This window comes from Pantoea sp. C8B4, from assembly GCF_051336905.1.
GTDB classification, from domain to species: Bacteria; Pseudomonadota; Gammaproteobacteria; order Enterobacterales; family Enterobacteriaceae; genus Pantoea; species Pantoea rwandensis_B.
Genome location: NZ_JBGMNK010000002.1, coordinates 367,089 through 386,557 on the forward strand (window position 1 = coordinate 367,089; position 19,469 = coordinate 386,557).

The 19,469-nt window shown below is 55.8% G+C and carries 16 protein-coding genes; 7 read left to right on the top strand and 9 right to left on the bottom strand.

Annotated features, from left to right (window positions below):
* Positions 1–5: 5 nt before the first annotated feature.
* On the top strand, positions 6–455 hold the full coding sequence (locus tag ACCW76_RS04480) for an IrmA family protein (RefSeq protein ID WP_436337877.1): 450 nt from the start codon (positions 6–8) through the stop codon (positions 453–455).
* 104 nt (positions 456–559) lie between these two features.
* Entirely contained in the window at positions 560–1,654 is a 1,095-nt protein-coding gene (gene ddlA, locus ACCW76_RS04485; protein WP_436337878.1) for a D-alanine--D-alanine ligase, read from the top strand.
* A 169-nt stretch (positions 1,655–1,823) separates the two neighbouring features.
* Here the strand turns inward: ddlA and ACCW76_RS04490 are convergent, their stop codons facing one another.
* The 4 genes from ACCW76_RS04490 to ACCW76_RS04505 form a co-directional block, all read right to left on the bottom strand.
* Positions 1,824–3,248, bottom strand: a complete 1,425-nt coding sequence (locus ACCW76_RS04490; protein ID WP_045831843.1) for a GGDEF domain-containing protein — start codon at positions 3,246–3,248, stop codon at positions 1,824–1,826.
* 294 nt (positions 3,249–3,542) lie between these two features.
* Positions 3,543–5,018 (bottom strand): SulP family inorganic anion transporter, encoded by a 1,476-nt coding sequence (locus ACCW76_RS04495; RefSeq protein ID WP_436337880.1) that lies wholly within the window; start codon positions 5,016–5,018, stop codon positions 3,543–3,545.
* On the bottom strand, positions 5,015–5,656 hold the full coding sequence (locus ACCW76_RS04500; RefSeq protein WP_436337902.1) for a carbonic anhydrase: 642 nt from the start codon (positions 5,654–5,656) through the stop codon (positions 5,015–5,017). The genes ACCW76_RS04495 and ACCW76_RS04500 overlap by 4 nt, the downstream gene beginning before the upstream one ends.
* A gap of 580 nt (positions 5,657–6,236) precedes the next feature.
* Positions 6,237–7,046, bottom strand: a complete 810-nt coding sequence (locus ACCW76_RS04505; protein ID WP_038644554.1) for a 5'-nucleotidase, lipoprotein e(P4) family — start codon at positions 7,044–7,046, stop codon at positions 6,237–6,239.
* A 109-nt stretch (positions 7,047–7,155) separates the two neighbouring features.
* Here ACCW76_RS04505 and ACCW76_RS04510 point away from each other — a divergent pair, with 109 nt between their 5' ends.
* The gene (locus ACCW76_RS04510) at positions 7,156–7,866 is read left to right on the top strand and encodes a polyphenol oxidase family protein (RefSeq protein WP_436337881.1); all 711 of its coding nucleotides are present in this window, start codon (positions 7,156–7,158) and stop codon (positions 7,864–7,866) included.
* A gap of 31 nt (positions 7,867–7,897) precedes the next feature.
* Here ACCW76_RS04510 and ACCW76_RS04515 read toward each other — a convergent pair whose 3' ends face one another.
* From ACCW76_RS04515 to idnD, 3 genes are all read right to left on the bottom strand, one after another.
* Positions 7,898–9,217, bottom strand: a complete 1,320-nt coding sequence (locus ACCW76_RS04515) for a gluconate:H+ symporter (RefSeq protein ID WP_045831845.1) — start codon at positions 9,215–9,217, stop codon at positions 7,898–7,900.
* 79 nt (positions 9,218–9,296) lie between these two features.
* The gene (gene idnO, locus ACCW76_RS04520; RefSeq protein ID WP_436337883.1) at positions 9,297–10,061 is read right to left on the bottom strand and encodes a gluconate 5-dehydrogenase; all 765 of its coding nucleotides are present in this window, start codon (positions 10,059–10,061) and stop codon (positions 9,297–9,299) included.
* A gap of 9 nt (positions 10,062–10,070) precedes the next feature.
* Positions 10,071–11,102 carry an L-idonate 5-dehydrogenase gene (idnD, locus tag ACCW76_RS04525; protein ID WP_436337884.1) on the bottom strand — a complete coding sequence of 344 codons (1,032 nt, stop codon included), beginning with the start codon at positions 11,100–11,102 and terminating at the stop codon, positions 10,071–10,073.
* A gap of 460 nt (positions 11,103–11,562) precedes the next feature.
* Between idnD and ACCW76_RS04530 the strand changes: the two genes are divergently transcribed.
* On the top strand, positions 11,563–13,566 hold the full coding sequence (locus tag ACCW76_RS04530; RefSeq protein WP_436337885.1) for an FAD-dependent oxidoreductase: 2,004 nt from the start codon (positions 11,563–11,565) through the stop codon (positions 13,564–13,566).
* Here the strand turns inward: ACCW76_RS04530 and rlmG are convergent, their stop codons facing one another.
* Positions 13,567–14,685: a 23S rRNA (guanine(1835)-N(2))-methyltransferase RlmG gene (gene rlmG / locus ACCW76_RS04535; protein WP_436337886.1), complete on the bottom strand. Its 1,119-nt coding sequence runs from the start codon at positions 14,683–14,685 to the stop codon at positions 13,567–13,569.
* 81 nt (positions 14,686–14,766) lie between these two features.
* Between rlmG and ACCW76_RS04540 the strand changes: the two genes are divergently transcribed.
* The gene (locus ACCW76_RS04540) at positions 14,767–15,267 is read left to right on the top strand and encodes a M48 family metallopeptidase (RefSeq protein WP_045831849.1); all 501 of its coding nucleotides are present in this window, start codon (positions 14,767–14,769) and stop codon (positions 15,265–15,267) included.
* Here ACCW76_RS04540 and ACCW76_RS04545 read toward each other — a convergent pair.
* Positions 15,264–16,943 (bottom strand): chloride channel protein, encoded by a 1,680-nt coding sequence (locus tag ACCW76_RS04545; protein ID WP_436337887.1) that lies wholly within the window; start codon positions 16,941–16,943, stop codon positions 15,264–15,266. The genes ACCW76_RS04540 and ACCW76_RS04545 overlap by 4 nt on opposite strands.
* A gap of 139 nt (positions 16,944–17,082) precedes the next feature.
* On the opposite strand from ACCW76_RS04545, the gene ACCW76_RS04550 reads away from it, so the two are divergent.
* Together ACCW76_RS04550 and ACCW76_RS04555 are read left to right on the top strand one after the other, a co-directional pair.
* Positions 17,083–18,063 (top strand): Gfo/Idh/MocA family protein, encoded by a 981-nt coding sequence (locus tag ACCW76_RS04550; RefSeq protein ID WP_200536607.1) that lies wholly within the window; start codon positions 17,083–17,085, stop codon positions 18,061–18,063.
* Between the two features lie 263 nt (positions 18,064–18,326).
* Positions 18,327–19,298: a TerC family protein gene (locus tag ACCW76_RS04555; RefSeq protein WP_045831851.1), complete on the top strand. Its 972-nt coding sequence runs from the start codon at positions 18,327–18,329 to the stop codon at positions 19,296–19,298.
* Positions 19,299–19,469 lie beyond the last annotated feature (171 nt).

Sequence of the window (19,469 nt, forward strand, 5' to 3'; positions counted from 1 at the left end):
AGAAGATGAAACGGTCAAATAAGCATATTTGGGTAACGCTGCTATTTGTAATGGGCTGGCAGACAACCAGTCTTGCCGAAGCGCAGCGCTATATCAGTATTCGTAATACCGATAGCCTGTGGGCTCAAGGCGTCTGTTCACTGGTATTCAGACTAGATAATGGAGGGGCTGGAGAGTTTAACCAACTGGAAGTGAATATTGAGCTCAATGATAAAACGGGACATGTTCTCGAAAAAGGCACACTCAATGTAGCGCCTTTTGGTGACAGTGATGCCACTCGCTCAATAGATGCCGCAGCAGAATTTGATTGCGAGGCGGTGGAAAAGGCCAGCAACATTCGTATTGTGGGAGTTAGCGAAGCTCGCAGTAATAGCACCAAAGTCGCGTTGCCGCTCTCTACCTTTGATCCGCAATATTACAAGCCATTGAAAATTTTGGTCAGCCAGGGCGAATAGTTTTTCGCGTATAGGGAGTTGGGCGAGAAAAATACCAACCTGTTGATGCCTTTTTTCACCGTGCTATCTTACCCACTCGCTATACCGCAATCGGATCAAGACCAATGGCAAAACAACGTGTAGGAATCGTGTTTGGTGGCAAATCGGCCGAGCATGAAGTGTCGTTACAATCAGCGAAAAACATCCTCGAAGCCATCGATAAGAGCAAATACGAGGTGGTGCTGCTGGGCATCGATAAACAAGGTGAATGGCATCTGAATGATGCTTCCGGTTTCCTGCTGAATGCCGATAACCCGGCGCTGATTGCCCTGAACCGCTCAGGCGAAAATGTTGCGCTAGTGCCGGGCAGTGCTTCGCAGCAGTTGATCACCCGTCAGCAGGCGCAGCCGCTGTCACAGCTGGATGTGATCTTCCCGATCGTGCACGGTACGCTGGGTGAAGATGGATCGCTGCAGGGCTTGTTGCGCATGGCGAACCTGCCGTTTGTCGGATCGGATGTGCTGGGCTCGGCGGTGAGCATGGACAAAGATTTCACCAAGCGCTTGCTGCGTGATGCCGGCTTAAACGTCGCGCCGTGGATCAGCGTGACGCAGGCACAGCGTGCGCGTCTGGATGCGCAAGCCGTGGTCGATCAATTTGGTCTGCCGCTGTTTATCAAACCGGCCAATCAGGGATCGTCTGTCGGCGTGAGCAAAGTAGATCATATCGACGATCTGGCGGCCGCGCTGGATCTGGCCTTTACCTTCGATCGTAAAGTGCTGATCGAGCAAGGCATCAAAGGCCGCGAGATTGAGTGTGCGGTGCTGGGCAACGATGAACCCGAAGCCAGCCCGTGTGGCGAAGTGGTGGTGCATGATGCCTTCTACTCGTACGACACCAAATACATCAGCGCCGATGGTGCACAAGTGGTGGTGCCTGCTGCCATTAGCGAGGAAGCCAGCGACGCGATTCGTGCCGTGGCGATTCGCGCGTTCCAGGCGCTGGAGTGCTTCGGTATGGCGCGCGTCGATGTGTTCCTGACCGAGAGCGGCGAGATCGTGGTGAACGAGGTGAATACCCTGCCGGGCTTTACCAATATCAGCATGTATCCGAAGTTGTGGCAGGCGGCAGGATTAAGCTACAGCGATTTGATTACGCGTTTGATTGAGCTGGCGCAGCAGCGCCATCAACAGAGCAGCCAGTTGAAAAGCAGCGTTTAACCATCAATTTCCAGGTGCGCAGCAATGTGCACCCTACGACGGTAAAAACAGCTTCGTCATTGATGGTTGTCGAAACAAACTCGCATCAGGCAATTGTGAAGTCATCATTAAAGTACAACCCAGCATCAAGCCATCTTATGGTCGCCATCCACGGCGACCATCACGCACTTCACGCCACGTCATTCACCATACTGCGCGGTTCCATTGCCGGAGAGGTTTGGTTGCGACCATTGCGTTTCGAGAGGTAGAGATTTTTGTCCGCGGCCGACACCAGACGGTTAATCACGCCCGGCCATTCCCGCTCACTCAGCGCACTGCCGCGCGCTAGGCCTAAGCTGGCGGTAACCGTCACCGTGTTGCCCTGAATCCAGAACTTCTCTTTGACCATCGCCTGGCGTATCGCCTCAGCCAGCTGGTAAAGTTGCAGATGGCTGTAATCGAACACCACCACCACAAACTCTTCGCCACCAAAGCGACACACCATGCCGCGATTGCCCACCACGCGTTGCATGCGGCGCGCAATCTCTTCCAGCACGCCATCACCGGCATCGTGACCAAAGTTGTCGTTAATGGCTTTGAAATAGTCAACATCCAGCATCACTACGCCCGCTTCGCGCTGTAAGGAGAACGGCTCCTGTTTCAGGCTTTCATACAGGCCGGAACGCGACAGCAGCTGGGTGAGGAAATCGAAATTCGCTCGCAGCGCCAGACGATGATTGAGCTGGCGAATCGCATCCATACTCACCGCCACCAGCAGCGGGCTGAGTGCCACGGTTGCCACACCCAATCGCGCCGAAGTGAGATGGCTGATCGGCAGCAAAGCGTCATCGCCCTGAATATTCATTACGCCGTGGGAAACAAGAACGATCTCGGTGATGCCGGTAATCAGGATCACCAGGCTTGTAACAGGAATTGGTAACACGATGGCGCACCAGATCAGCGCCGGCACCGGGAAGGTTAAGCTACCTGCCCCGCCAATCATCGCCCCCATGGTCAGTGACAGCACCACCGCCGCCAGCGGCAACAGTTTGCCGGGATGCAGCAAGGTGCGCGGTGAGACGTTGCGCAATGAGCGCGCCAGCATCACCGGCAGCAGCATCAGGGAAGTCGAGAACTGCTCGCTAAACCAGTCGCCCCATGCCACCACAAAGCGCGCGTTGAAATCGATATCCTGCGCCCACGCGCCCCAGGTGGCACAGGCTGCGGCACCAAGGAAACAGGCCGGGAAGATGCGCATGGCGTTGAACACCTGGCTGTTGGCCGAGGGCGGCTGCAGGTGTTTGATCAACATGCTGACCGAAACGAGGATAAACAGGATATTGGCGAAGTTCACGGTCACCGCAGGCAGCGCCCAGCCGGAGAACACCGTGTCGTTAAAAATCATCGCGGCAAAGCACACCAGATAGCTCGATGTGGTATGCAAGAAGGGGTTGCGCACCATTAAACCGGCAATCAGCGCGTTCACCGGCCAAAACAGGGAGAACTCCTCCGGAATGCGCAGATGACTGCCGATAAAGCAGAAGAAAAGCGTAATCAGGAACAGCGAGAGTGCATTCTTTTTTAAATTATTCTCAGCAAACAGCTTAACGCGCATACGTCTGAACCCTGTAACCTGGAAATCGCTGCCTTCTGCCCACGGGCATCAGCAAGCATTTAACCTGAAATAACTGTGCGATGATTCGGCAATTAAGCGAGTGTTCGTCATCCTACTCTGCGGCTGGGCAGCGCTCAATGAGCCGCATCGGCGAGATGTGAGCGCGCTAGCAGGGTTGAAACCCGAGAAACAAGGATGAGATCTGCTGCAATTATGCCCTGCAAATAAAAAAATCGGATATCCGAGATATCCGATTTTTACGAGAAAAACCAGTTTTTCAGCGAAGCGTTATTGCTATTTAACCGCAACGGGCCACTGACTCAGACGAATACCACGATCGCGCGCGTTTTCGCCGAAATCCTGCAGTACCGCTTTGACGTCGGGATCGAGGTACTCGGCGTTATCGTGATCGACAATCACCGTGCTGTTTTCCGGGATCTCCGCCAGTAATCCCTGCAGTTTCGGGTTGTGCATAAAGGTGAGATTTTGCTGGAAGCGCAGCACGTAGTGATCGTCATAGCGCGTGAGTTGCAGCGCATTACGGTGGCTTTTGTAGATGCTATAGAGAATCTGCGTGGCGATACCGATACCAATCCCCGCCAGCATGCCGAACACAATGATCCCGCCGATGGTGGCAAGGAATGGCACATACTGCTGAGCGCCCATGCGGAACTGTTCAATGAACAGACGCGGCGTCGCCAGCTTATAGCCGGTATACAGCAAGACCGCGGCGAGGCTGGCTAAAGGGATGGCATTGAGCAGATCGCTGAACCACAGACCGCATATCAGCAACAGCGCGCCGTGGATCAGAATCGACAGTTTGGTCTGCGCCCCGACGCTGACGTTCACCGAGCTGCGCACGATCACCGCAGTAATCGGCATCGCACCAAGGAAACCCGCGGTCAGGTTGCCGATGCCCTGTGCGAACATCTCTTTATTTGGCGAAGGTGCCGGATGCTGCGGACGCAGTTTTTTCAGCGCCTCCTGACTCAGCAGCGTTTCCAGGCTCGCGACCAGCGCCAGGGTGACGGCAACCACCCAGACAGAAGGATTTTGCCACGCCAGCCAGTCCGGGGTTTCCAGTTCCGCCACCAGGGCTGACAGGCTGTCAAAGGCCGGCAACGCGATACGCGGCAGCCCTTCCGCCAGGCTTGGGAACAGGCGGTCGCCAAACACTGTCGCCATGCAGCCGAACAACACGGCCACCAGCGGCCCCGGGATCCAGCCAAGCAGCTTGACCGATTTCACCATCGGCGTGGTCCACAGCCCGAGAATCACCAGACCGATGCCCGCGACCAGCATTGCACTCAGCGAAAACTGAAACTCACCGTTTACCAGCGACACCAGTTCAGCATCACCTGCGGCGCCGAAAGCCACCGGGATCTGCTGCATAATCAGCAAAATACCGATTGCCGCCAGCATCCCTTTGATGACGCTGCCCGGCACCAGCGAGATAAAGCGCCCGGCACGCAATAATCCGAGCAAGCACTGCAACACGCCCGCCAGAATCAGCGCGGTGAGGAAAGCCGAGAAGCTACCGAGCGTCTGGATCGAGGCCACCACAATGGTCACCAAACCCGCAGCCGGGCCGCTGACGGCAAAGCGCGAGGGGCTGAGCGACGTCACCAGCAAGCCACCGATCACCCCGGTAAGCAACCCGGCAAACGGCGGTAACCCGCTGGCCTGCGCGATGCCGAGACACAGCGGCAGCGCCACCAAAAACACCACCAAACCGGCGGGGATATCCTGACGCAGTGTATTCAGATTCATGGCACCCATTCCTCTGCAGATTGCTGAGTAAGCTCTTTGAGATGACCCGACTGCAGGTCGTACACGCAGCCAAACACATCCAGCGCCTGTCCCGCCTGCCAGGCCTGTCGCACTGGCTCGCATGCCACCAGATGAGCGAACTGGGCGATGACGTTGGCTTCCACTAAACGGTTGAGCTTGTTGCTCTCCTCTTCTCCGGCGCGGCTGGCGTGATATTCCACCAATCCTTGTTGCAGGCCACTGCGCAACGCGGCGATGCGTCTTGCCAGCGCCGAATCCTCTTTTGCCAGTGGGCTGGCGGGTAATCCCAGCGCGGCCTGCACACCGCCGCAGCCGTAGTGGCCGCACAGGACAATGCGCTCCACGCCGAGGTAGAAAATCGCGTATTGCAGCACGCTCATCAGGTTGTCGTCATCGGGCACCACCATATTGGCGATATTGCGATGCACGAACAGTTCGCCGGGATGCGAGCCGGTCAGCACCTCGGCAGGCACGCGGCTGTCCGAACAACCAATCCACAGCGAATGGGGTTTCTGCTGATGCAAATATTGTTCGAAATAATCGGGATTACGCTCGCGGCGCTGTAATGCCCAACTGCGATTTTTCGCTAATAAGGGTTTAAGTGTCGTCACAATTATCTTCTCTCTACGTCCAGAAATATCGCTTTCGGGCAAAGTCACGGGCATAAAAACGCCAGCACGACGTTAAAGGAGGGTAAAAGCAGAGCTTCCTCACAGAAATTGTTTATAGACGCTTAAGCATGATGTTGCACAGGGAATATTTTTACGCGCCACGAATTCACATCCTTTGTAAAACAAACGTCAGGAAGTGTCGATTCAACGTAATTTAATGCAAGCCAGAAAGAATAGATAAAATCAAATACATCTCATTAAAATCAATTGATTAAATATTAAAATAAAATTTTCATCTCAGATGAATCAACAAAAATATACAAGCACTGTTATTAAGCCTTTGCACTAGTATGGTGAAATAACGATACAGGGCTGAGAAAAATCTTAATTATAAAATTGATGATTAGCGTTATTCGCTGGGTTAATGATTTGTTCTCGACATTTTCCGCTGGAGATTAATCTATTATCCGGCAAGAGATCAGGAAAATAATAAGGAGAATAATAATGACGATGAAAAGTAAATATTGCTGGCCCTGAAGCGAAGAATGCAGCGCCTGCCAAAACAGGCGCTAATTCGCTTGACGAATTATTTACCGTTCCACGCTTTCATACGTTCTTCACGCACCTGAAGCTGCTGTTCCGGCGTCAGTTTGTTGTAGTTCTCCGCCATGCCGCTTTCCCAGTCGCCGTACAGCGGGTTAGGCAGCACGATAAATTGCGTACCAAAGTGCTGATGATTGAGGCTAACGAACTGCTGGCGCTGCGCATTGCCCTGATGCCAGGTCGCGCCGCCAAAGTCATTCAGGTTATCGCCCACGTACAGCACCACGTTGTAGCCCGCGTTTTTAATCGCATCGAAGCGCGCCTGCTTATTGGAGTTTCCGGTGCTGAGACGCACGGTTTTGTCGCTCACGCCGCTAAAGCCCAGCTTATTGAGGTTATCTACCGTGGCGGCGTAATCCTTCTGGTCGCGGTTCGAGACATAGAACATGGTGCCGCCGTGGCTGTTGACGTAGTTCGCGAACTCCACCGCGCCCGGCACGGCGGTGGCCTGACGCGCCTGAGTCCAGGCTGACCAGGTTTTGCCAGAGAACGGCTGGCCATTTTTCGCCTGCCATGCGCTGTAGGCACTGTTATCGATCATGGTTTCATCAAGATCGACGATCACCGCTTTCGGTTTGCCCGTCAGCGATGGCGCGGCATCAAACGCCATACGCGCAGTGTTAAATGCCTGCCAGCTTAATGCCTGATACTCACCGGACTGCTGGAACCAGTTCACTGCCAATACCGATTGCTGGCCAAGCTGCTGCTGCGCCTGCTGTTTGGCCGGTTGCGCGCATCCTGTTAGCAGCAGCGCAAGAATGCCGGACGCTGCCAGCAAAGAGGTGTTTTTCATCAGATCATCCTTAAGTGATTATGGTCAGTTTGTGTAAAGCTTTAAAAATGTAGCAGTTAACGTAAGCTGTGGGCAGAAGAAAGCTGCCGCCCTGTCAAAGGAGACACTTATGTCACATGCCGGACCGCGTTCAACGCTGCTTGATGCTCTGCCGTGGCTCGATTATGCCTTCCAGCCTGCGGGTCAACCGGTGCCCACGGATGCCGCCTATGGCCAGCAGCGCCATAGCGCCCAGGTGGTACTGGCAACACAAAATCTGCCGCCGAAAAGCTGCGAATCCGATGGCGTGATTGGGGAAAACCAGCTGCCGGTGGCGGTGTATACCGCAGATTGCTTACCGGTGCTGTTTGCCGACACGCAGCAACATCAGGTTGCGGCGGTGCATGCGGGCTTGAAGGGCACCTTAAGCGGAATCCTGAACAGTGCGATTGATGCGCTGCTGGCGCGCGGTGCCCGCACTGAAACGCTGCATGTCGCCATCGGCCCGGCCATCGGTCCGTGCTGTTATGAGCTGGGCAAAGATTTAGTGTCGCAGATGCAGCAACGCGCAGATTTGCCTGCGTTACAGTGGGCAAGCGAGCAACCGCACAATGGCGCGGCCATCCGTCCGCAGGCGCGGGCGCATCATCAGGGCGTATGGTTTGATTTACCGCATCTTGCGCGAGGGTTGTTGTTACAGCGCGGTATTCCTGCTGAACAAATCGAAGTGTTAAACGTCTGCACTTATTGCATGGCGGAGTCGGGATCGAGCTATCGCTACAACACCCATTTTGACAGCGGCTATCAATCGCGATTTTCGTGGATTCGTCGTCGCGACTGAGTGGCTGCACGTCCCTGTGCAGCCCGTTGCATCAGTGAATGATGGCGTTAAGTGCCAGCACACCGGCCAGACCGAGAATGGAGATCAGCGTCTCCATCACCGTCCAGGTTTTCAGGGTTTCTACCACGCTCAGGTTGAAGTACCCCTTAAACAGCCAGAAGCCCGGATCGTTAACGTGTGAGGCGATCACGCTGCCCGATCCCACTGCCAGCACCATCAGTGCTGGATCGGCATGGGTCACCGCGATTATTGGCGTGACGATCCCGGCGGTGGTGATCGCCGCCACCGTGGCCGATCCCAGCGCGATACGCAGCATCGCTGCCACCGTCCAGCACATCAGCAGCGGAGAGAGCGACGATCCCTTCATCATGTCAGCGATATAGTTGCCGACGCCGCTGTCCACCAGCACCTGCTTAAACGCACCGCCACCGGCAATGATGAAGACGATCATGGCGATGGCGGCAATCGACTCGCCGCACATATCCATCACTTCTTCCATCTTGCGGCCGTTGCGCAGACCCAACGTCAGTACGGCGATCACCACGGCAATAAACAGCGCCACCGCCGGGTTACCGATGAACTCAAAGAACTGGCGCAGCGGGTTTTCTTTGGGCGTGGTCAGCTCAAATACCGCCGCAATCGCCATCAGCACTACCGGGATGATGGCGGCAAAGATACTGATACCGAAACCTGGCATCTCTTCTTCAGTGAAGATCTTCGGGTTGTATAAGCCTTCCGGCGGTGACTTCTCAAAGCTCTTGAGGAATTTCGAGAAGATCGGCCCGGCCACGATCACTGTCGGAATGGTGATGATCATACCGTACAGCAGCGTGGTGCCGAGGTTAGCGCCAAAGATGGTGGCAATCGCGGTTGGACCGGGATGCGGCGGCAGGAAGCAGTGCGTCACCGAGAGTGCAGCCACCATCGGCACGCCGACGTACAGCAGCGGCAAACCGGCCGCAGCGACGATGGTGAACACCAGCGGCAGCAGCAGCACGAAGCCCACTTCATAGAACATCGCCAGACCCACGATCAGCCCGGTGACCACCAGCGCCCATTGCAGCCGCTCTTTACCAAAGGCAGCAATCAGCGTGGTGGCCACGCGTTGCGCCGCACCGGTATCCGAGACTAATCGCCCGAGCATGGCACCGAAGCCGAGGATCATCGCTAATCCGCCGAGCGTCGAACCGATACCTTTTTGGATCGAGGCCATCACGTTGAGCGGCGTCATCCCTTCAGCGATACCCACCACCGCCGAGACAAACACCAACGCAATAAAGCCGTTGACCTTAAATACAATCATCAATACCAGCAGCAGTATCACACCCAGCACAATAATGGTTATTGGCATTTTTTATTATCCTTAGGAATACAGAGGGGTGATTAAGGTTTAGGCGCGGCCCGGCGAAAATGCCAGCCGCACCATGGCATTACACGGCGACGCGCATACCGCCATCAACAAACAGCAAGTGACCATTGACGAAATCAGAGGCGCCCGAGGCGAGGAACACCGCAGCCCCGATCAGCTCTTCCGGTTTACCCCAGCGCGCCGCTGGCGTGCGTTTGGTGAGCCAACCGGTAAAGGCCGGATCGTCGGCCAGCGCCTGAGTCATTTCCGTGACGAAGTAACCTGGAGCGATGGCGTTCACCTGGATGTTATGGCGCGCCAGCTCGACGCACATACCGCGCGTCAGCATGGTGACGGCGCCTTTAGAAGCGGCATAAGGCGTAATGGTGTCGCGGCCCAGCTCGCTCTGCATTGAACCAATGTTGATGATCTTACCGCGCTGGCGCTCAACCATTTTTTTCGCCACGGTTTGTGACACCAGGAACACCGCAGTCTGGTTAACGGCAATCACATCATTCCAGTCCTGTTCCGGGAATTCGAGGAACGGACGGCGGCGCTGGATCCCGGCGTTATTGACCAGAATATCAATCGGGCCCCACTCGGCTTCGATCTCATCCACCGCCTGATGCACCTGCGCAGAATGCGTCACATCAAAGGCTTTGGCATGGGCACGTAAACCCAGCTCACGCAGTTTCGCCGCGCCCTGCTCTGCACCCTGCTCCGTGGTGGCGTTGACGATCACTTCCGCACCGGCTTCACCTAAACCCCGCGCCAGCAGAAAACCAATGCCGCGCGCCGATCCGGTGAGTAATACACGCTTGCCTTCGAGGGAAAATAACTGACTCATCACTGCTCCTTAAAAGGTTAACTGGACTTTCGCCGCACGAGTTTTATCACCGGCAAACTGCAAGGCCGCGTCGATGTCCTGCAAATCGTATTCACCGCTGAACAGCGGCAGCGGATTGATCACACCGTTCGCCAGCCACTCAACGGCGGTGTTGAATTCATGGGTAAAGCGGAAGGAACCGACCAGCTGAATCTCTTTCGCAATCAGCGCCATGATCGGGAAGTTCGGGATAGTGCCCCCCATACCGACCTGTACCAGCGTACCTTTGGCGCACACCACATCGAGGCAGCGCTGCAGCGAGGAAGGATGGCCAGAAGCTTCAAACGCCACATCGAAATAGCCTTTGTCGGCCAGATAAGGTGTGAAATCGCCCTCGGCGGCATGGATCACATTGGTCGCGCCCATCTGCTGCGCCATCTCCAGCGAACGCTCGCTGATGTCGCTGCACACCACAGAGGCGGCACCGCGCGCTTTCGCTGCCGCCGCAATTAAGCAGCCAATCGGACCGACGCCGGAAATGAACACGTGCTTGCCGGTAAGATCGCCCGCCTGATGCGTGGCGTGAATGCACACCGCCAGCGGCTCGGCAAACACCATCACGGTTTCATCCGCATCCTGTGGGAAAGGCACGCACTGTTTGCTGTCCACCACTTTGTATTGGGTGAAGCCGCCATCAACATGTGGCACATACATCGCACTGCCGAAGAAGCGCATGGAGGTGCACTGGTTTTCCTGATCGCGCTGGCAATATTTGCACTCGCCGCATGGTTTGGAGGGATTGACCGCCACTTTCTGATTCGGCTTCAGGTCCGGATTATCACTTTCCACCACATGGCCAATCACTTCATGGCCCAGGATCATCGGCATTTTGACTTCGAAGCTACCGACTTTGCCTTCCTGATAGTAATGCAGGTCAGATCCACAAATGCCGCCGCGCGTAATACGCACCAGCGTGCCTGTGCCGTCCCAATTCACCTGTTGCGGTGCGACGCTGACCTGTTTTTTCCCGGTAATCACGCAGGATTGCGTTTCGATATTCATGGTTTCCCCATTTGTTGCTGTTGCAATGGGGGCTATCAAAGCGGGATCAGGGGCTAAAAACTGTGAACCAGATCACTCTAAATCATGTTACGAAATAGCTGTTACCTGGAACGTGAACTGCTCGTACAGAAGATGGAAGCGGGATCACTGTTTGCTGGGGTAAATCAAGACCCGTCTTGGGGATCAACCACAGTGAGCTATGTCATTATCGCCGCACCCTCACCCGGGATTGAGTCTGACAGGAGTTATAACTATAGAGCTAAATCATTAGCCCTCATCTTCAAGCTGTTTCAGGGTGCACAGGTCTCTTCCCGTGCCGGGCGAAGGAGTCCGAACCTTTCGCCTGCGACCTGTCGCCCTGCTTTTTTTGAGGTTTCTCACAGCCTGAACAACACGAACTTCCATCCCAACCAATTCCCGCTAGAGTTAACTCATCCGACCACTTTCTGAGACTGTGTTCATGACTGAGCATTACGCCCACCTGTTTGCCCCGCTGGATCTGGGATTTACCCAATTAAAGAATCGTTTTCTGATGGGCTCCATGCACACCGGACTGGAAGAACACACTGATGGCGCCACACGATTAGCCGCGTTTTATGCGGAACGCGCGCGGGGAGGCGTGGCACTGATTGTGACCGGCGGCATCGCACCCAATCCACAGGGCGTGGTGGCACACGGCGGCGCCATCCTTAATCAGGAGAGCCAGTGCGACTGGCATCGCACCCTGACCGATGCGGTGCATGCAGAAGGCGGCAAAATCGCGCTGCAAATTCTGCATGCCGGGCGCTACAGCTATCAACGCGATTTGGTTGCGCCTTCAGCGTTGCAGGCACCGATTAACCCGTTCACGCCGCGTGCACTGAGCGATGGCGAGATTCGTCAGACCATTGCGGACTTTGCCCAGTGCGCCAGGTTGGCCCAGCAGGCCGGTTATGACGGCGTCGAGATCATGGGCTCCGAAGGCTATCTGATTAATCAGTTCCTGGTAGCGCACACCAATCACCGCGACGATGAGTGGGGCGGCGATGTGCAGCGCCGTCGTCGCTTTGCGCTGGAGGTTACGCAGGCGGTGCGTGAAGCGGTCGGCCCAGAATTTATTATCATCTTCCGTCTGTCGATGCTCGATTTGGTGAACAACGGCAGCTCACTGGAAGAGACGCTGACGCTGGCAAAGGCGCTGGAACGACGCGGTGTGACGCTGTTCAACAGCGGTATTGGCTGGCACGAAGCGCGCATCCCGACTATCGCCACTTGCGTACCGCGTGCCGGTTTTGCGTGGGTAACACAGCATCTGCGTGAGGCGGTGTCCGTCCCCGTTATTGCCACTAACCGTATCAATCATCCGCAGGTGGCAGAATCGCTGCTGCGCGATGGCATTGCCGATATGGTGTCGATGGCACGTCCGTTTCTTGCCGATGCGGCCTTTGTGCGCAAAGCGCAGGCCGGGCAGCCGGATGCCATCAACACCTGCATCGCCTGCAATCAGGCCTGTCTCGATCAGATCTTTGTCGGCAAAGTCACTTCCTGTCTGGTCAATCCCCGCGCCTGCCACGAAACCCTGATGCCGGTGATCCCTGCTGAGCAGCCTAAACAGATTGCGGTGGTCGGTGCTGGCCCGGCGGGCATGGCGTTCGCGCTTCAGGCGGCCGAGCGCGGGCATCAGGTTACGCTGTATGAAGCGGACGCACAGATTGGCGGCCAGTTTAATATTGCGCGTCAGATTCCCGGTAAAGAGGAGTTTAGCGAGACGCTGCGCTACTTCCGCCATCAATTGGAGGCACAGGGCGTGGCGATTCGCACCGAGCATCGCGTTAGCGCTGACGAGCTGGAAAATGTGGATGAAGTGGTGATCGCCAGCGGTATTGCGCCGCGTCAGTTGTCGATTCCTGGCATCGACCATGCCAGCGTGCTCAGCTATCTCGATGTGATTCGCGATAAAAAGCCGGTCGGCCAGCGCGTGGCGATTATCGGTGCGGGCGGCATTGGTTTTGATACCGCCGAGTTTTTGCTGCATCAAAACGCCCACGAAGATTTCTATCAGAGCTGGGGCATCGATCAGAGCTTACAGGCGCGCGGCGGGTTAGTGCGCCCGCAGCCGCTGGCAGCGGATCGGCAAATCTGGCTGTTGCAACGTAAATCCGGCAAGCCCGGAGCCGGGCTGGCGAAAACCACCGGCTGGATCCATCGCGCCAGTTTGCAGGCGCACGGCGTGCAGATGTGGGGCGACGTCGAGTATCTGAAGATTGATGATGCCGGATTGCACCTGCGCCATCAGGGCGAGCCGAGCACGCTGGCGGTGGATAACGTGGTGATTTGTGCCGGGCAGGAACCATTGCGTCAGCTGGCGGATGAGCTGGCCGCACGCGGTAAAGCGGTAAAGCTGATTGGCGGAGCCGATGTGGCGCAGGAGCTGGATGCTCGCCGCGCCATCGCCCAGGCCACTGAGCTGGCGCTCAGCGTCTGATTAACGCAGTTTGACCGAACGCAGCACCACGAACTTGGCGTTAGACGCCACCAGCTCACAGTTGCCAAACAGCTTTTTCATTTTGACGTGATAACCGAGGTGGCGGTTGCCGACAATGCGCAACTCGCCGCCATACTGCAGGCAACGTTTGGCATCGCGCAGCATTTGCCAGGCGAGATGATCGGTCACCGCGTGCTGCTGATGGAACGGCGGATTGCACAGTACCGCGTGCAGACGATCCGACGGGAAGCCACTCAGCACGTTGTTGACGCGGAACTGGCAGCGCGACAGATCCTGCGGACGGTTCACTTCCACGTTCAGCTTGCTGGACGCCACGGCCATGTAAGATTCGTCATAGAACAGCACATCCGCCTGCGGGTTCTGTTCCAGCGCCAATAAACCAATCACGCCGTTGCCGCAGCCAAGATCGAGGATTTCCCCTTCAATATCTGACGGCAAATGCTGCATAAAGAAACGCGCACCCACGTCCAGCGATCCGCGAGAGAACACGTTGGCGTGGTTGTGAATCTGGTAAGAGGAATCGTCCAGCGGCCACACCGTGGTTTCCGACACTTCTGGCAGCTGAGGTGCGCTGTATGTGCAGTAGATCAGACGAGATTTTTTCCACGCCAGCGAAGTTTTGCTCTCACCGAGAATGCGATCGAACAGCTGCTGCGTGGAGTTGTGGATGTCTTTAGCTTTGGCCGCGCCGAGGATCAGCGTATCTGGCGTCACCACTTTACGCAGTGCGCGCAGTTGATGCTCCAGCAGAGCCAGCGCTTTCGGGATTTTAATCAGTACAACAGCAGGCGCAGCAGGCAGCGGCGCCAGGCTATCGATAAAGTGCACCTGATCCTCGTCCATCTCATTAAGACGCAGATTCTGTTTCGCCGCCTGCTCGCTCAGCAGCGAGTCACTGACGTGCCACACTTCACGGCCGTTCAGTCCGCAGGTCAACGCACCAAAGCTGTCGTTGAACACCAGCACCGGTCCTTCTGGCAGTTCTTGCTGCAACAGATATTCATCGGCGGAATCCCACGCCTGTAACGGGCTTTCTTCACGCATCGGCGGGAAGCGCTGCAAGGTCAGCGTGCGATTGGTCAGTTCAAGTTGGCTCATGGAATCTCCGGCGTGGTACACTTTGCGCGATTTTCGCCCTAAAAAGGGGGCGCAGTATACTGTCTTTCGTCGGGAATCCCAATGTCATTAATCTATCTGCAGGGTTATCCTGAAAACATCCTCGAACAGGTGCAGTTGCTGATTGATAATCAGCGATTAGGCAGCTTTTTGCAGGAACGCTATCCTGACACGCACAATATTGTCAGTGACCGTGCGCTGTATGATTACACCCAGGCAATGAAAAGCCGTTATATGCGCAGCGCACCGCCGATCAGCAAAGTGATCTGGGATAACAAAATCAAGGTGATGAAACATGCGCTTGGCCTGCACACCGCCATCTCGCGCGTGCAGGGCGGCAACCTGAAAGCCAAAGCCGAGATTCGTATCTCCACCTTCTTTCGTCTGGCACCGGAACCGTTCCTGCGCATGATCGTGGTGCACGAACTGGCGCACCTGAAAGAGAAGGATCACGACAAAGCGTTCTACCAACTCTGCTGCCATATGGAACCGGATTACCACCAACTGGAGTTCGATGCGCGCCTGTGGATGACGGATCAGGCGATGCGCGGTAACGCGGCTTAAAGAAACTCCTGCGCCTTTTGAATCAAACTGGTTTTGGTCAAGGCGCCCATAAAGCGGCGCTCCTGCGGGTTGTTGAGTACCGGCAAGCGCTCCAGCGTCACCCGCGCGAATGCCTCCCAGCCTTCACGCATGCTCTGGTTCTGATAAATGCACGGGAAGTTATCATCCATCACGCTGCTGACCGGGGAGTCCAGGGTGATCTCCTGCGATAACACTTTGCGCGAGATGTCATGGATCGAGACGACCCCCAGAAACTGCCCCGCACTGTTGATCACATACACATAGCGTTCGCGCTTCAGTGAACTGACTGCCAGCGCCTGGCCTACCGACTCTTCAGGCTGCAACGCGGCGCCGGGGATGATCAGTTGGTCAACGCGCATATTATCGAAATCAAATTTAGCCTCTGAACGGCTAAAGTGATTGCTCACCACCGGATAGGTGCTGGCAGATTGCAGTCGATACACCACCATGGAGGCCAGCACTGAGGCGATCATGATCGGGAATAACAGGCTGCTGTTGAGCGTCATCTCCAGCACCATCAGCATCGCCATTAACGGTGCCTGACTTACGGCTGCTAATACCGCCGCCATACCAATCGCCGCGTAAAGCAGGGTATCGCCAACCGGCAGATGAAGTGCCACGCCCATCTGCGCCAGCGCCACGCCAAGCAGCGCACCAATCAGCAGCGAAGGCGTAAACAGACCACCCACCGCGTTCGATCCCACCGACAGCGTGGTGGCCAGGGTTTTGAGCACCAGCAGGCCAATCAATCCGGCCAGCACATAGTGACCATCGATGATCTTCACGATCACTTCGTAGCCGTTGCCCAGAATATCGGTGGAGATCAATGCCAGAAAACCGACGGCTAATCCGCCAAGCCCCAGGCGTGCAGGCAATGACTTAACACGACCAAATAGCATTTTGCTGCGGGCAATCAACTTGATCAGTAACCAACCGGCTAAACCGGCCACCAAACCAATCACGAGGGTCATCAACAAACTGCTGATATCCATCTGGAACAAGGCTTCGGAGAGCGGATAGAGCGCACTACGAAAGCCAAGTGACCACATGGTCATCACCGCCACCGCCGAGGCGACAATCAGCGGGATCAGCCGCTGTAGCGCCGAGATACCAAAGGCAATTTCAGCGACAAATATCGCCGAGGCCAGCGGTGCGTGGTACACCGAAGAGAGGCCAGCCGCAGCGGCCATGGCGACAATATCGCTGTTACGCATCTGCGGGAACCAGCGGCCCATCAGGCTGCCACTCAGCGCGGAGAGCTGCACCATCGGGCCCTCTTTACCAATCGAGGCACCGCTGCCGATACTGGCAATCGAGGAGAGTGCACGAAACAGCGAGGTTTTGGTCGGCACCGCATCCAGGCGCGCGTTGATCACTTCGAGGTAATCGGTTTTGACCGTTTCCTGTTTCTCTATCGCCACCGCATAGCGCAAGAAGAAACCCGCCAGTACGCCGCCCGCGCCCACCAGCAGCGGCCAGAAAATCCACGGCCAGACGTGCATCGCCACGGTGATTTCGCTGTCGCTGTTAAACAGCAGGCGGTTTATCAGATCAATGACGCCGCGAAAGGCTAAGGTCACCAGCGACGCGACGAATCCCACGGGGATAGCAATCAGCAGTGTGGTCCAGTTCAATGCATGTTTACTTCCACTCACCCGCGCGTCCCCGCTAGCTGGTTAAAAAAATGTGCCGCATCATCATATTGGAATGCGGATCGCATGATCAAATTTCGTCTGACGAACCACCCGCTGAACATGCTACTCTGCCGCTTTACTGTTGCAGGAGAGCAAGCCCGTGATTCGTTTTGCCATTGTGGGAACCAACTGGATAACCCGCCAGTTTATCGACGCCGCGCATGAGACCGGTAAAATGAAGTTAAGCGGTGTCTATTCGCGTCAGCAGTCGCAAGCTGATGCCTTTATCGCTGACTATCCCTGTAAACTCACTTTTACTTCACTCGACGATTTGGCGGCCAGTCCGGAAATCGATGCGGTGTACATCGCCAGCCCGAACGCACTCCACGCTGAGCAAGCGATGCTGTTTATGTCGCACGGCAAACATGTGATTTGCGAAAAGCCGATGGCGTCAAACCTGCGTGAAGCCGAAGCGATGATTGCCTGCGCTCGCCAGCATCAGGTGGTGCTGTTTGAAGCGTTTAAAACCGCCAGCCTGCCGACGTTCCTGCAACTGCAGAACACCCTGCCGCAACTTGGCAAGCTGCGCAAAGCGTTGATCAATTACTGCCAGTATTCATCACGCTATCAGCGTTATCTTGACGGCGAAAATCCCAATACCTTTAATCCGCGCTGGTCGAACGGCTCGATAATGGACATAGGCTTTTACTGCCTGGCCGCTGCCGTCACATTGTGGGGTGAGCCGCAGCAGGTGCAAGCGCAGGCTACGCTGCTGGAGAGTGGCGTCGATGCGCACGGTGTGGTGGTGCTAGGCTACGGCGATTTTGATGTCACGCTGCTGCACTCTAAGGTCAGCGATTCACTGATCCCGAGCGAAATTCAGGGTGAGGCCGGTTCCCTGGTGATTGAGAAAATCTCTGAATGCCAGCAGTTGCGCTTTATCCCGCGCGGTGGTGAGAGTCAGAATCTGACGCAGCCGCAGCACATTAACACCATGCTGTATGAAGCCGAGACCTTTGCCCAACTGGTTGAGCAGCGTCAGGTCGAGCATCCGGCTCTTGAAACCTCGCGTATCACGGCAAAACTGTTGACGGAAATCCGCCGCCAAACTGGCGTGGTATTCCCGGCAGACCAGGCTTAAGTGTAAATATTGCAGAATATTTCAAACTCCCCATTGAATACCTCAGCGGTTGGACGTATCTTGGCCACTGCAAAGGGGAGTAACTTGTAAGCTGATTGATCGTCATTACGATGCTGAACGCATCCGGTCATCAGGCAACCCGGAATCTATTCTGAGTTGTAAGTGAGACCTTGCCGGAAGGCGAGGTTTGCTTGCAGCTTGATCAAAGCGGCTAACGTCTTCTGACTTAGCCGCTTTTTTATTTTCCGGACAGGATTACAACTATGCACACTGTAGGCACACCGTTACTCTGGGGCAGCTTCGCTGTTGTTGTGCTCATCATGCTGGCGATCGACCTCTTCTTACAGGGACGTCGCGGCGCGCAAACCATGTCATTTAAGCAGGCCGCCGTTTGGTCGCTGGTGTGGATCTCCGTCTCCCTGCTGTTCAGCGCCGCTTTCTGGTGGTACCTCGAAGGCACCGCCGGCCGAGAAGTAGCGACCGCACAAACCCTCGCCTTCCTCACCGGCTACGTGCTGGAAAAAGCGCTGGCGGTGGATAACGTCTTCGTCTGGCTGATGCTGTTCAGCTACTTCGCTATTCCAGCAAACCTGCAACGCCGCGTGCTGGTGTATGGCGTGCTGGGCGCGATCGTATTGCGTACCATCATGATCTTCGCCGGTAGCTATCTGGTGACGCAGTTCAGCTGGATCCTCTATGTGTTCGGGGCTTTCCTGCTGTTCACCGGCCTGAAAATGGCGTTTGCCAAAGAGGGCGACGACGCGGCAGTCGGCGACAAACCGGTGGTGCGCTGGCTGCGTAAACATCTGCGCATGACCGATAATCTCGAAGGCGAGAAGTTCTTCACCCGCAAAAATGGTGTGCTGTTTGCCACCCCGCTGCTGCTGGTGCTGATCATGGTGGAGCTGAGCGATGTGATCTTCGCGGTTGACAGTATCCCGGCGATCTTCGCGGTGACGACCGATCCCTTCATCGTCCTGACCTCAAACCTGTTTGCGATCCTCGGTCTGCGCGCCATGTACTTCCTGCTGGCGAACGTGGCAGAACGCTTCTCGATGCTGAAATATGGCCTGGCGATTGTGCTGGTGTTTATCGGTATCAAGATGCTGATCGTCGAGTTCTACCATATCCCGGTGGGCATCTCACTGTCGGTAGTGGGCGTGATTTTGGGCGGTACGCTGCTGATCAACGCCTGGGTGAACCACAGAAACGACCAGAAGCGCATCTCACCATAATCTTCTGCAGGGGCGGTAATCGCCCCTGCTTTGTTTCGCCAGCTGCAAATTTCACCTTTCATAGCTCTGTCACATTTCACATCGTCAGCAGATCAAAAAACCGATCTGCGCCGCACGCACAGAATTATCTCTTTCCTCACCAGGACTTTTCCTTATACTCCGCCGGGCAAA